The 14,901-nt window shown below is 40.6% G+C and carries 11 protein-coding genes; 3 read left to right on the top strand and 8 right to left on the bottom strand.

Annotation, left to right across the window (positions count from 1 at the left end; translation table 11 throughout):
• The first annotated feature begins 24 nt into the window (after window positions 1–24).
• Complete coding sequence (locus VHE99_08960; protein ID HVV69141.1) at window positions 25–729, top strand: hypothetical protein; 705 nt, start codon at window positions 25–27, stop codon at window positions 727–729.
• On the opposite strand, the gene VHE99_08955 is transcribed toward VHE99_08960, so the two are convergent.
• The 6 genes from VHE99_08955 to VHE99_08930 all read right to left on the bottom strand — a co-directional run bounded on the left by VHE99_08955 (window position 722) and on the right by VHE99_08930 (window position 8,543).
• On the bottom strand, window positions 722–1,786 hold the full coding sequence (locus VHE99_08955; GenBank protein HVV69140.1) for an enoyl-CoA hydratase/isomerase family protein: 1,065 nt from the start codon (window positions 1,784–1,786) through the stop codon (window positions 722–724). The two genes, VHE99_08960 and VHE99_08955, sit on opposite strands and share 8 nt — an antisense overlap.
• A gap of 142 nt (window positions 1,787–1,928) precedes the next feature.
• Complete coding sequence (locus tag VHE99_08950; GenBank protein HVV69139.1) at window positions 1,929–2,183, bottom strand: DUF4351 domain-containing protein; 255 nt, start codon at window positions 2,181–2,183, stop codon at window positions 1,929–1,931.
• 181 nt (window positions 2,184–2,364) lie between these two features.
• Window positions 2,365–4,047 (bottom strand): ABC transporter ATP-binding protein, encoded by a 1,683-nt coding sequence (locus VHE99_08945; GenBank protein HVV69138.1) that lies wholly within the window; start codon window positions 4,045–4,047, stop codon window positions 2,365–2,367.
• 1 nt (window position 4,048) lies between these two features.
• Entirely contained in the window at window positions 4,049–5,392 is a 1,344-nt protein-coding gene (locus VHE99_08940) for an ABC transporter permease (GenBank protein HVV69137.1), read from the bottom strand.
• A 10-nt stretch (window positions 5,393–5,402) separates the two neighbouring features.
• Window positions 5,403–6,377, bottom strand: a complete 975-nt coding sequence (locus VHE99_08935) for an ABC transporter permease (protein ID HVV69136.1) — start codon at window positions 6,375–6,377, stop codon at window positions 5,403–5,405.
• A gap of 24 nt (window positions 6,378–6,401) precedes the next feature.
• Window positions 6,402–8,543, bottom strand: coding sequence for an ABC transporter substrate-binding protein (locus tag VHE99_08930; GenBank protein HVV69135.1), 2,142 nt, complete (start codon window positions 8,541–8,543; stop codon window positions 6,402–6,404).
• Window positions 8,544–8,731: 188 nt separating this feature from the next.
• Here VHE99_08930 and VHE99_08925 point away from each other — a divergent pair, with 188 nt between their 5' ends.
• Window positions 8,732–11,161: a hypothetical protein gene (locus VHE99_08925; GenBank protein HVV69134.1), complete on the top strand. Its 2,430-nt coding sequence runs from the start codon at window positions 8,732–8,734 to the stop codon at window positions 11,159–11,161.
• A 108-nt stretch (window positions 11,162–11,269) separates the two neighbouring features.
• Here the strand turns inward: VHE99_08925 and VHE99_08920 are convergent, their stop codons facing one another.
• Together VHE99_08920 and VHE99_08915 are read right to left on the bottom strand one after the other, a co-directional pair.
• A complete protein-coding gene (locus VHE99_08920) occupies window positions 11,270–12,619 on the bottom strand; it encodes a hypothetical protein (GenBank protein ID HVV69133.1) in 1,350 nt (449 codons plus the stop codon).
• Between the two features lie 332 nt (window positions 12,620–12,951).
• Window positions 12,952–14,235, bottom strand: coding sequence for an MFS transporter (locus tag VHE99_08915; GenBank protein ID HVV69132.1), 1,284 nt, complete (start codon window positions 14,233–14,235; stop codon window positions 12,952–12,954).
• Between the two features lie 461 nt (window positions 14,236–14,696).
• Here VHE99_08915 and VHE99_08910 point away from each other — a divergent pair.
• A partial coding sequence (locus tag VHE99_08910) for a hypothetical protein (GenBank protein ID HVV69131.1) occupies window positions 14,697–14,901 on the top strand: 205 nt, incomplete at its 3' end.

The following is a 14,901-nucleotide window of genomic DNA, read 5'->3' as shown; positions in this document are numbered from 1 at the left end:
CATAAAATTTCTGGAGTATGTAACATGGCTGGCGAAGAAAAAAAACAAGCAGAGAGCTCTCAATATATAAAAGAACTACAAATAGCGCATATTGGCTCTATTCTAGAAGGATTACAAAATAAATCAAATTCATCAAAAAATAATCATGATATCAAACCCGATACCACAAATACTGAATCAACTGAACTCAGTTACGAAGATGGGGTATTATTTTATTTCCAATTTCTGGAATTTATGCTAACTAGAATCAAGAAACTTCAAGAATTATTAACATCTGATTACAAAAAATTTGTTACTCAAAGAGTTACTACTCAAAACGAAGACACGAGTAAAAATCTCAATGACATGGATAACAGTTTAAATAAAATTAAAAATTTAAGATCCTTGCAAAATTATTTAGTAAAGCAAATTTATGCTCTAAGAAAAAGCATTAGTGATTTATCTATTAAAAATCGAGAATTAGGAAAAATAGCTAAAGAAATCGTTAGACAAAGTAACGATGTTTTAAAAAATCTTGCTTTAGAACAGAGTAGGATCACAGAACTTGAAACTATGCTTACTCGCGATTATACAACATTATCTCGCAAAAATTTCCCACGCAGTCCTGCCAGCTTATCTGATTTTTTTGGTAAATCTGTTCTAGTTTTGGACGATGATGATGATGCATTAGAAAAACCTAAAGAGGCAATATCTACAACAACAGAAGAAGATTTTCATCAATTTACTTAAAATTCAATTCTTTCTTTAATGTTGTAAAAAATCCTGCCACCTGCTCTGCCGTCACCGCAGCCAAATCACCTGGCTGCCAATGCGGCTTGCGATCTTTATCAATCACCGCTGCCCGCACGCCTTCAAAAAAATCCGCTGTTTGCAAAAAATGTTGAGTTATGCGGTATTCCATACGCATACACTCATCAAAATCCAATTGCGCACCACGACGTAATTGCTCCATCACGACTTTTAAACTCAATGGCGAACGTGTAGCCAAAATTTGCATCGTTTCATGCGCCCAAGGTTCGTGATATTGCTTCAGAGCGACGAGTATCGCTTCAATTGAAGATTGCGAGAAACATTGCTTAATAATCGGGGCATATTCTGATAATTCAGATGGACTAAATGGTAAAGCAAAAAGCTTAATCACCTGCTGTACAGTTGCATTCAGATCAGCGTCATCCCATGGCACAGCAAGCAACTCTTGCAATAATTCAGACAGATGCTTGCTTTCAATTCTAATATCAACTATGCCAGCAAAAAGTGCATCCACAGCAGTAATCACAGTTCCAGTCAACGCCAAATACCAACCGATGTAATCACGGCAACGTGGTAAAAAATAACTGCCGCCGACATCAGGAAAAAATCCTATGCCCGTTTCCGGCATAGCGAATGTTAATTTTTCAGTAGCAATACGAAAGCGGCCATTGATAGACAAACCAGCACCACCGCCCATCGTCAGACCATCGAGCAAAGCGATATACGGTTTTTGCAAATGATAAATGCAATGATTCAATCGGTATTCATGCCAGAAAAATTGCTGTGCCAATTCCGGTTGCTCCCGCAACGCGTAGACAGCACGAATATCACCACCGGCACAAAATGCTCGCTCTCCCGCGCCACGAATCACAATGGCTTTAATATGACTAGCCTGCTCCCACTCGTGCAACTTCGCATGCATAGCAATGCACATGCTCTCAGTCAATGCATTTAACATTTTGGGACGGTTAAGAATAATTTCACCCATATGGCCATGCCGGCCAGCAAGTTCGGTGAATAAAATTTCTGGTTCCATGATGGGTTTAGCCCTTGAAGAAATAAGCCTAATTTGTAAATTCCTAGATTTTTGAAAAAAAGAATTAGATAAAATTTTATAGTGCTAAATGTTTTGTCAATTAGCCCTGTTACGTCGTTTTGCGCCTAATTGACAACAGACCCTAGGCAAACACTTCAGTTAAAGTAGCAACATCAAGTACACGTTCAGCCCAAAGCAGTAGCGTATTTGCATGAGCTTGATTAATACGGATTAAATATTCTGGAGGGATAATGTGAAAACGATGTTCTAGTATACGGATTAATAAAGCAACCTCTCCTTGTAAGAATCCTGTTTGTAATCCTTCCTGCAATCCCTCCTGCAAACCCTCTTGCAAACCCTGTTGCCAACCCTTCCTGGTAACCTTCTCGTCTGCCAATCTGCTCAGCGGTGGTCACATAATTAATTTTCATCTTATCTTCCTCCTCAATTTGTTTTACGGCATTATTGTAGTCATAAATAAAAGTTTGTTATCTCGATGATCTACAAACTAAATTATAATTTACAAAACAACAATACCGTAATGACAGGATACTTAGAGCTTGTCTAAGAACAAAACCTTAAATCACACTACCCACCCGAGGAACAGCAGCCAATAACTGCCGCGTATAATCTTCTTTAGGCTGAAACAACACCTGCTCCACTCCCCCTTGTTCAATAATCCTACCTTGATGCATCACCGCCACATGATGTGCCAGATAAGCCACCACCGCAAAATTATGCGTAATCAACAAATATGATAATCCTAACTCCTGCTGCAGGCTTTGCAATAATTTTAAAATATCCATCTGCACCACCACATCCAAGGCACTCGTCGGTTCATCACAAATAATCAGCTTAGGACGCATTGCCAAGGCACGCGCAATACAAATTCGCTGGCGCTGCCCACCGGAAAATTCATGTGGAAAACGTTCAATACAATCAGGTGCCAAACCGACACGCTGTAACAATTCTCTAATAACAGGATAACATTCAGCCAAACTGCTAGCCATTTTTCTCGCCAACATACCTTCTGCAATGATTCCGCCAATATGCATACGCGGATCCATCGAAGCATAAGGATCCTGAAAAATCATCTGCAAATCACCGCGCAATTGATTCAAAGAGGCGTGCTGCAAATGCACTAAATCTTGATTAAGAAACATCACTTGCCCCGCCATAGGCTGCACCAAACGTGACACGGCTTTAGCAATCGTGGTCTTACCGCAACCCGATTCTCCCACTAAAGCAAAAGTCTCTGCGCCTCGCACATTAAAACTAACGTCCTGCACTGCCTTCACATAATCCACCGTTCGCTGAAAAATCCCTTTTTTAATCGGGAAATAAACTTTTAAACTATGAATAGATAATAAGGGGTTCGCTTTCTCAGCAGTCAAAAATACGTTTTTATCTACACGATTTTCCCAACTCGGCAAGGCTGCAAATAACCGTCGACTATAAGGATGCTGGGGTGCTTTAAAAAAAGTCGCCACGCTCGCCTGCTCGACAATTTTGCCGGCATGAATCACTGCAACCTGATCGGCAATCTGGTAAACAATCCCCAGATCATGCGTAATAAATAACAATCCCATACCCGTATTGCGCTGTATTTCTCGCAACAATTGCAGCACCTGCGCTTGCAAGGTCACATCTAATGCCGTGGTCGGCTCATCGGCAATTAATAAATCCGGCTCGCCAGCCAATGCCATGGCAATCATGGCACGTTGCCGCTGTCCACCAGACAGTTCATAACTGTAGGATGCAGAACAACGCACAGGATCAGTAATACCTACTTTCGCCAGCAAGGTGAGCATACGCTGACGGCGTACACCACGCGGTAATTTAAAATGACGACGCAATACTTCATTGATCTGCTCACCAATGGTCAGTACTGGATTTAACGCAGTGCTGGCTTCTTGAAAAATAATTCCTACACGCCGACCACGAATTTTACGCAATGCCACTTCCGGTAACGAGAGCAAATCTTGGATTGGTGCGTTTAATGTTTTTTGCCCCGCTAAAAAAATTTGACTATGCATCGTCATTCGTGCGTTACCCGGCAGCAGTTGCAAAATAGCTAGCGCTGTTAACGATTTACCACTGCCAGATTCGCCAACTAATGCCAAGGTTTCACCACGCCTCAAAGAAAAACTGGCATTATCTACCGCAACAAATTCTTCTGATGTCGTAGAAAAACGAATCGTTAAGTTTTTTACGGTCAGTAAATTTTCTGTTTTTAATTCGTGGGTTTTTTGAAAATCCACTTTAAATCCTCAAGCTGATACTTCTTTTTAAAACACCACGCAATCTCGGATCAAACGCATCCCGCACCGCATCTGCAAAAATATTCGCACAAAACACCAGCATAAACATAAAAATAAACGCTGCACACAACGGCCACCACACCACCGGCTCGCGCGCCAACTCCAAACGCGCACTATTAATCATATTACCCCAACTGATCGTCGATGGATCTACACCCACGCCAACATAAGATAAAACCGCCTCAGCCAGCACCAATGCACTAAAATTCAAAACCACGGTAATTAAAATGATATGCATCACGTTCGGCAGAATATGTTTGAGAATAATTTTATAATGCGACACTCCCATCACCACCGCCGCTTGCGAAAAATCTATTTGCCGCAATTTTAAGGTTTCACCACGTAACAACCGACAGAGATCTGTCCAGCTGGTAACACCCAAAATAGCGCACAAAATCAGCAAGCGTGCATCCGCACGCACCGCCAAATTAGGAAATAAGCTCGGATGATCTTTAATAAAAATCTGCAATGATAGTATCGCCGCAGTAATCAACAACACTCCGGGAATGGAACTTAACGTAATATAAATATACTGCACCGCATCATCAATCCAACCGCCGAAATAGCCCGCTATCGTGCCAAAAAAAATAGAAAACGGCAGCATAAATAATGTTGTCAATGTCCCTATCAATAAACCCGTACGAATACTTTTCAGTGTTTGATAAAAAACATCCTGCCCTACTTTGTCTGTACCCATGACATGATAGATCGTAGATAATGCTAAACTAATAAATACCACCAACAGCACCAGTGCCATTGTGATAAAAATACTCCGCCAGGCGATAACTGTCTTACCACGTAACATCAAAACGAATTGTTTGCTGACTTTTTGCTTTGCACCTACTGCTGAGCACAGTACGAAAAATTGCGCCAACAACACCCAAATGACCAGTGCCTTTAAAACAGCTGCAAACAATGCCTTAATCAAATACCCAGACGGATGCACCGCAGCAATGGCAAATGGCGCAGTATAAGTTTGCTCCTCTCGCTGACCCAACGGACTGATTAACACGTCGAATAGACTTTCTACACGACTGGAATAAAAGACCTGACCAAGAGATACCACCGGCAATGCTGGATGAAAGTGCACAGAATCCAATAACCCAATTAGGCTATAGGCGATTAAAACCACCAGCGCCACCATGGCCAAAGGCCTCTGCAATACAATCCGCCAGGATTCACGCAGCAAAGGATTTCGCCAAGCGAAAATACCAAACAACATGCAAGCTAACGCCAGGATATAAATAAGTATGTCAGTCCATAAAAGTGCAAGTTGGAAATGCATGTATTAATCCTTAAAACTTCACCCGCGGGTCTACCAAAGTATAAGAAATATCCGTCAATATTAATCCCACCACATAAAACAAAGTTCCTAAAAATACCATCACCCGCACAATCTCAAAATCCTGTTGGGAAATGGCGTCAATGGTATAACTCCCTAACCCTGGAATACCAAAAAAAGACTCCATGATTAAACTACCCATAAACAATGTTGGAATAATCACGACTACGCCAGTTAATATGGGGATCATGCCATTTTTCAGCACATGTCGAAATAACACAACATTTTCTCCCAAGCCTTTAGCACGTGCCGTCCGCACATAATCTTTGCCAATTTCTTCTAAAAAAATCGTGCGATACCAGCGTACACCTGCGCCTATACCCGCTATGACACTGACCGCCACCGGAAGTAGCAAAAATTTAATCGCTGAAAGCCCTCCCAAGTAGCCAGAAATTGGGGTTATTTTTAGTACTTTAGCAAATAGATACTGCCCGCCAATAATATAAAATAGCCCAGATATAGACATTAACAGTACACAAGCGCCGACTCCCCAGATATCCAAGTAACTACCGCGAAAAAATGTGATGAACAACGCCAGAGTGATATTAACTATCAATCCAATGAATAGACTGGGAATGGCTAAAGCCAGACTTGGCCACATGCGCTGGCGAATATCCTGACCAATATCACGACCACGTTGTGATACACCAAAATTAAAGGCAAACAGTCCCAATGATTTTTTAAAAAACAAAGTCTGGGTCAAGTGGCCAACACCAGCCGCTTGTGCATTAAAAAACAAAGGTTGGTCATAGCCATTGGCATGCTTCCATTGTGCAATGGCGGCCGGTGTGACATATTTTTGTCCCAACTGAAAGCGAGCCATATCATCCGGGCTATTGACCATAAAAAATAGTATAAAGGTAATTAAATTCACACCGATTAAGATCGGGATGGCATATAAAATGCGACGTATTATGTAGGCAAACATGATAGGCGTCCTTTAATTAAGTAATTAGGGTAACAACTTAACCGGCCTGTGTATCTTACGCCAATAGCCAATACCTACCGGCAACACTAATGCCAAAACTACCAACACCAACAACAGAAACGGCCAAACAACAGGCCTATTCCAACTGACAATCAATTTAACTCGCAATGCCGGATCCACACGCTGATATTTTAAAATATTATTCGCCACCGGATTAGGTTTAATCGGTGCTATCCAAGCCTGTGATAAAATATAAGTCTTAGGAAAAACTCCCCACACCCAGGGACTATCTGCCTGCGCTATGCCCACCATATTTTGAATAATCTCTAAACGCTGAGGCGTATTTTCCAGGCCTTTCATTTGGTTAAATAACGCATCAAACTGCGGATTGGCATAATTCGCATTATTGACGCCATTATTCTTGACTATGCTGTTTGGACCATACAGCAAAAATAAGAAATTTTCCGGGTCAGGGTAATCGGCTATCCAGCCAAAAGGAAAGAACTGCACATCACCGCCCCGCACTTTATCCTGAAAGCGGTTATAATCTATTGCTTCAATATTCAATTCTAAGCCTAAACGCGCGAATTGCTTGCGCATCCAGTCAAACTGATCTTTATCGACCGGCGAAGTTGAGGTTGTGTCATAACGCAAAATCAGCGGCTTTCCGGTTTGTGCATCTCGACCATTGGGATATCCGGCTTCTGCCAATAATTTTTTCGCAGTTTCAAGAGACTTACGCACCGGCTCGCCATTGACCTCATCATAGACATAAGGATTAATCCCAGCGGCACCACTGATGTAACCAAAAATACCCGGAGGAATAGGACCCTGGGCAGCAATTCCCCGGCCATTTAGAAAAATACTAATTAACTCTTCTTCATTTAAGGCAATAGAAATAGCCAGACGTAATTTTTTCGCCCGCTTACTATAGCCACCCACCGTATCATCTAGCATATTAAAAGCATAATAAAAACTACTAGGCTCCACACTGGTGCGTAGCTGAATACCTTTATTTAACAATTGAGAAGTAAGCCGCGGCTTGTCATATGCATCCATCGCGATAGCTTCGCCGAAATTATCAGAACCGATAGCCGACTGATCGTAATAGCCCTGCAAAAATTTATTCCAACGCGGTGTCGGTTCTTTCTCCAAACTAAAAACATATTTATCCACAAAGGGCAACCGCTTCCCTGCATCGGTTAAATATCCAGCTGCCTTATCGCCAGGTTCCCCTTCGGTTGGATAGTATTCCGCATGAAAATTGGGGTTGCGTTCCAGCACCATCTGTTTATTCGGGTTATTTTCGGTCAACATATAAGCGCCGGTACCAATGGGGTACCAACTAAAATTAATATTCCTTCTCGCCATCCCCGGTTGAGAATAAAAATAATCCGCTTCCCATGGCACAGGTGCAAAAAAGGACAAAGCTAACCAATAGATAAACTGCCGGTACTGGCCTATGAGCGTGATACGGTAAGTATATTTATCCAGTACTTGCGCCCCAGCCAACGGATAGTTTCTTAAATCCAGCCAAGGTGCCATCACTTTTTCTGCTCGCTGTTTATCATAGGCGGCACGCAATGTAGCAGCATAATCAGTAAGACCCAGAATATGCCCGGACATCAATCCCAAAATTGGCGAATTTACATCCGGCAATGCTAGGCGCTTTATTTCGTAAACATAGTCATCCGCTGTTAATTCGCGGGTTCCGCTATAAGGAAAATCGCCGAGTTGCGAGATGCCACGTAATTGATGCTCACTCAGATGGTGGTAACGATAGTTGCCCTGAGCATCCTTGGCAAAAGCCGGATGCGGCTGATAAAACACCCCTGGCTGGATTGTGATATCGTAAGTAGTAAAAGCAACCTGCTGAGGCAACGCATTTGACGGCAAAGGCTGATGATTGGTGTCCCAATAACGCACTACCGGCATGCTGCGTGCCGTAAGTGGAATCAAAGTGTAGGGACGCTTCAAATAATGGTATTGCAGCGGTGGCTCATAAACCTGAGCAATAAACATCTGTTCATCTACAGAGTAGGATTGTGCGGGATCTAAGGTTTTTGGAGGCGCGTCAAAAGAACCAAAACGCACATTTTCGCCATATTCCTTAAGGGGGTGAGGATTATTCCATACTTGATCCCTGCAACCAGATAGCAGCAGCATCAGCAGTATTAAACCATTCCTTACTCTTGATCTCTGCGAAAGGTGGAAATCTACCTCATTTCTATCTAAATGCCGCGAATTACCCATGTTTTATAAAATCCTTAATAGTCCCTTAATGTCTAAGATTTATACTATATCTTATAAAAAACTAGAATCCCATAGATAAAATCAGGTGATAGTGAGGCGTTATGGCATTTACCTTCTTCCGCAAAAAATCCAATGATACTGCTCCTACAAGCAAAAACCCTCAAGTGAAACCTAGCGCCTATAAAATGACTGGTTGGGACTGGGCTAAAAGCATAGCTTCTTTTGGTATTTACTATTTTTGCGTCGTACGCGGCAAGCAAGCACAAGAACCACCAGCACAACACTTTACACCGCCCCCTATCAGTCGAAAATTCTCGCTTGAACCAAAAGAGGTCAAAGTTTCTAATTCAGACATGGATGCCTGGGATTATGTTTCTGCAAAATTAACGTTACTCGGCTCAGAGGTAGAAACTGCTTTAAAATCCCAGAATTTAACTGATTTATCCAGAGTTAACGCCAATTTTAATGCATTTTTATCCCAATGTAGAAATCTTGAATTCTTGAAAGAAATAACTGAAAAATACGTAACCTGCGCCAGCCAAGGCGAAGATAGCCTAACTCATCAGCTGAATTTTATGGAAAAAGTGCACAATGAAATGCTGAAGATGATTGAAAGCAATAGCAAAGCAGTTAAACTCACAGAACAACTCCGTATACTCCAAGCGAATTATAGCCAATTACGCACTAAATTAATTTTCAAACAACATCAACCTGCTTTAGAAGAGCAATTACGCAAGCCACAAAAAGCACTAGATAGCGTCGCCCTAAAATTAGCCGAGCTTAAAAGCAACGCATTAAAAAAAGGCAAAGTACTTACTGGTGAAGCAGATGACACAAAACCATATGATAATACGCAGCTGCCGGAATTATCAGCCCACAATGATCCTAAGCAATATTTAGCACAACGCAGCCAAGAATTCCGTGATTTGCAAAATCAATTGCGTTCTATGTTCAATGCCCTGGGCATAACTGACATCCCTGAATACAAATGCTCCCATGAAATTTCAGATGACCCAGATGCAGAAGATAATTTGATTAATGAAATTGACGATACCTATCAAACTACTTTAGCGATATTGCAAACTTTACCCAGCAATCCTGCTTACTCAGCCATTGCCGGTGAAGTTGGCAAACTCACTGCCGATTATCGCGATATTTTGCCGAAGGTTAAACTCAAGCAAGGTGCAAAAGATGCAAAGAATGTGCGTCACGCTGAAGCGCTCAACCTAATAAGGCTAAATCCTGCACTGGAAGCTTTTTATGAAGAAATCATCAGCTCCTTTAGTTGCCTAATTACCGGCGCAGAAGGCGCAAAATCAAAATTGTTGGCGACAACACCCAGTGATGAAGAAACTTATGCAGATTATGTGATCGCAGCTGTGGGGCAACTGGATTTTATTCCAGGAATCACTTCAGCCTGTTCTTTTATAGATAGCATCAAAGAATATGTCTGCGATGTACTCAAGGAAGAAAAATTTGGAAAAATGCTAAATTGGTCTAAACATATTAAAAACCAGGCCTGGCTGGAAAAGTTCGCCATACTGCTGACACTTGCTAAACGTGAAGAAATTCTCGCCATGGTGAATGATGCCCAGACTGCCGCAGAAGAACCGCGCTTACAAGCATTGGTTAAACGACAAACCAAAACACTGCAGGAAAAAACCACTGCTAATAGCAAATTAGCCAAAAAAGCCAAGAAAGAACAAAGCGCTCTTTCGTCTAAAGTTCAGAAATCACGCGCTTATAAAAGATATATTTCATCAAGAAGCCCTGACAAAGAAGTATTTATAAGTGATTTAATTAGTAAAAGCCCTGAGCTCACTAAGCTTAAAGAAGTTGCTGACCAGGCAAAAAAACGTGCCACGCAAGCAGAAGAGGAGCTTTCAGCTCAGACGCAAGCCCTAAAAGTCACAACAGCAAAATTAGCCGCATTACAGGATAAGAAAACCAAACCCACTACAGGTGTGTTTACAAAAGTTAAAGACTTTTTCGGCTCATTAGCAGATAAAGCTGAAAAATTTAAACATAAACTTGATGAGACCATTACGACTAAACTCGGAACCTATGAAAACGTAGGTGATAAAATTGACACCACGGTGGGTGCAGGATTGGCAATAAAATATTTCACTAGTAGTGTCGCGGCAATTACCTCCAAGGATAATTTATCTCCCGGAAAAGATGATAGCGAATCTGCCACCATGCGATTATTACAACATTTAGATAACCAAGAGCAACAGACCAAACCCTCTCTAGCCAAAGCTTCTCAAACTGAATTAGAGAATTATTATTTATTTGCGCGCCAAGCTCCATCACCCTTAAGCTCGGCAAAACGTTCTAATTCTGGCCCCATGACTGAAAATTTAGATTTCAAGCATTTTTCATTTTCTCCTGAGAAAAAAGCAAAGAGGGAGTTCAAACGTCGAGACAGCCACAGCTTCTTAGGCAGTAGTCTATCCACCAGCAGCGATGAGGATATCCGTTTTATACCGCGCCCCCCTTCTCAATCAATATCAGTAGAATCGAACGGATAAAATATTCTGTCATGACAGCAAAAAACTCACTAGTGGTCCGGTTAACTACGGTGACCCTCTCCACTTGTGAAAGTTACGTTCTAGGTATTATTCCACTTCAAGTATTCATCAGAATGCTAAGCTTGTAATCTTAGCAGTTATGTCCTTTTGCTTATTTATCTTTCCAATCTCTTCTTGTTTCAAAGGAACTGGAATTTCTGGGGAATTAGAATGATTAAAAAAAGTGGAAGTACATGCCTCTGCTTTGTATTGTGCATAATTTCTAGAAAAATCCAATCTCCTATATGGCTTTCTTTTCTCCTCTTCATCTAATAATCCAAGCGGCGTACTTTCCTTAGCTGGACTTTTCTTAGGTGCTGACGGTATTGAGGTAAGTTTTAATGGATCAAAAGTATTCATCGCTTTTATTAAAGACCGGGCTCTTAGCCTCGATGATGGCACAGTGATTACTTCTTCGGAATTTTGTTTGGTTCTTCTCTTATTCGGATCAAAGTTTTCTAGAGCAGGATCAGAGACTTTAATTTTGCTGATGCTCTTTTTAGGCGTTAAAATTTTTCGAGGAGTCTTATCAGTTGGAGAAGGAGAAGGTAGTTGCAACTCTTTTGCCTTTCGCTTTTTTACCAAAGCAGATGCTAATTTTAGCGCCGCACCCATTTTGGTTGCTGGAGGTGGGGATTTTTGTGGGCTAACTAAATTCCTTTTGGGAGAATCACTAAACCACGTATCTTGAACATGCAAAGGTGGAGAATATGTATCATACTTTAATGTTGGGCTGGTTTGCTTGCTTTCTTTTACCAATAACTCTGGCTTTAATGCAGTTAATGTCCATATATCTTGTACACTTTCCTTTCTGCTGGTAGCTCCATTTGAAGATTGAGTTTGAATGGAAATACTTTTTAATAATTTTTCAGATAATTTAGCATGACTTAATAGTTTTGTTAAATCTTTCAGAGGAACAGATTGACTTGCGATATATTTTTTATCTGAATATTCTTCAAGCGCGATATTCTCATCCAGAAGATTATTTTCTATCAAAATAGGAAGAACCAGGTTTAGCGATCTAAAATCAGGATAAAAGTGACCACTCTTATTATCAATTTGGTAAATCTTGACAACACCTTCTTGGTTTTTTTGAAAATATACTGTTCCTGCTGATAAAACAGAATCATTGCGAGACAAACCAGCATGCGAAGAAATATTGGTATCTGGCTCACCCTCTGGTGAAAAAAATATCTCAAAGTTTTTTGTTAAAACAAACCGAGCACGATTTAGAGATGCGAATTCATCTTCAATTGCACTTAGATTTAATTTTTCTAATAATTTAGGCAGTTCATTAAGTGTATATCTAGTTCCAAAATGATGATCTTTCTTTTTAGGAGGATATAATTTTAATTTTATAACACTTAACTCTTTAAGTATGTTACTAGATTTAGTTGGGATTTCGTCTATTTCTCGCATAATTTTCTCTTAATTAACTTATAAAACTGTTAAGTATTTATTAATGTTATTTCTGTTTTATCAACTTCTATCAACAGAAAAGTAACAAGTTAATTTTAAGAGAATATTAAAAATCAAGAAAAATTTTAGCTTTAAAGATAAATGGTATCGTCCTACATAATACATTAGAAAAATACCCGAAATTAATCTTAAGGGCACCTCTAGAAATTATCTTTTTGTTCAATTCCGCGTTGGATTTGATTTTAAAATCCTCATTTACTCGCATGTAAACTCCGGTTTTAAAATCAAATCCGCCTTGACTTGAACAAAAATCTGAATTTCTAGAGGTGCCCTTAAACTATTTGCAGCAATTTTTTCCAAGCATAAAATGCAACCAACGCATTAGCTATGCCAATCACTAAAAATAGTTGTACACTAGAAAAACCAATTTCCGTCAATCCCATAGCCATCAATGCTGCCGCAAACATAAATAAGGCACCAATAATATTATTGCATGACACAATCCGCGATCGGTGTGCCGCTGAACTTTTCACTTGCATCAAAGCATAAAGCGGTACGATATAAAAACCACCGGCCACTGAAAGTAAAAATAAATCTAGGGCAATGCGCCAGCCGGTCAATCCTGATAAAAAAGCCATTACACCGCCACCATGTGGTAAAAGCGGCACCTGCCCGTGACTTGCCCAACACAAATCTAAAGTAAATACCGTCATCAACAACATGCAAATTGGGACATATCTTGCATGTACCGTCCCACGTAAAAATTGGTTGCACAATAAAGAACCTACCGCGATACCTACTGAGAACATCACCAGAAATAAAGTCACCACATGCTCATCACCGCCAATAATCGCCCTAGAATAAACTGGAAATTGCGTGATAAATATAAACCCCATAAACCAAAACCACGACATAGCTAAAATAGAAAGATAAACAGGACGATTCTCGGCTGTAAAACGCACCAAGCGCCATATGGCCTTAAAAATATTTGCGTGGATTTTTAATCCAGGATCTCCCAAAGGCACACGCGGTACAAATAAGCTACTGATCCAACCCAACACCGCTACACCAATGCAAATGCTAGATGCCAATAATGCCCCTGTCCTGGTTACTCCCAACTGCGTTCCTAAAATCGTACCAATTAGAATGGCAATAAAGGTACTACCCTCTACCAAACCATTACCTGCCAGCAATTCATGCGGCTGTAATAAATCCGGCAATGCGGAATATTTAATTGGACCAAAAAAAGTGGAATGCACACCCATTAAAAATAAAGTCACCATTAATATTGCTACATTACCAAGATAAAAACCCAGCAAACCCAAAGCCATAAATAGAATTTCCAGCAACTTCAAAATACGCACCAACAATGCCCGATCGTATTTATCTGACAGTTCACCTGCCAGAGTCGATAGTAAAAAAAATGGCAGAATGAACACACCTCCGCCTAAATTAACCAATAACTGTGCATGACTGATATTAGTGATTAATTCGTAGGTAATTAGTACCGCCATCGTCGATTTAAACGCATTATCGTTGAAGGCTCCCCAGAACTGGGTAAGGAACAGCGGCAAAAACCGCCGGGTTTTAAGTAGGGGAAATTGTGAGCTGCTCATAGGGGTTTTCCTTAGTTATTTTTTTTATCACGCTTTTGATTTGAAGTTTGAACCACCAGGCTCTGTCATCTGACTCCGCCATCTTTATACTCTGTCATCCTGAGCGTAGCGAATGATCTCCTTAGGTGGGCACTAGCATAGCATGACATAGCCCCTGACCTAAGCACTGTAACCCCCTCTTTCATTGTTTAAATAAAAATAACCACAGAACAAAAATAGTCATATTTTTTATTTAACTAGGACTTTGCCATCAATTTGGATGATACGTCGCCACCTTAATCACCGCCAGAATAAATATTTCAAAACCTGTATTGCGACAAATTAAATTCTATGCTCTAATGTTTTTATTATTTAATATTCGCATTGTTAATAATAAAATATGTAATTTTAAATCATGTTCAACATTGTTATGCCATTATCATTCATCACTCCAGAATTTAAATCTCAAAGGGAAGTTTACCATGTCCTGGCTAACCCAAACCCAACGTTTCCTACAATCGGATTTACTACCAGAAGACCAACTAATACCCTTAAGTTTTTCCGGCACAGAAACCCTATCCCAGCCTTTTAACTTCACCTTACAACTGGTTTCCGATGATACCGCTATCGAGCCCAAACACGTCCTAGCCAAACCTACCACCCTCACCATCAACCCAGGCAGCCGCA

The sequence above is a fragment of the Gammaproteobacteria bacterium genome, assembly GCA_035546635.1.
Taxonomy (GTDB): domain Bacteria; phylum Pseudomonadota; class Gammaproteobacteria; order JAURND01; family JAURND01; genus DASZWJ01.
This window is presented reverse-complemented; position numbering and strand designations above follow the sequence as displayed.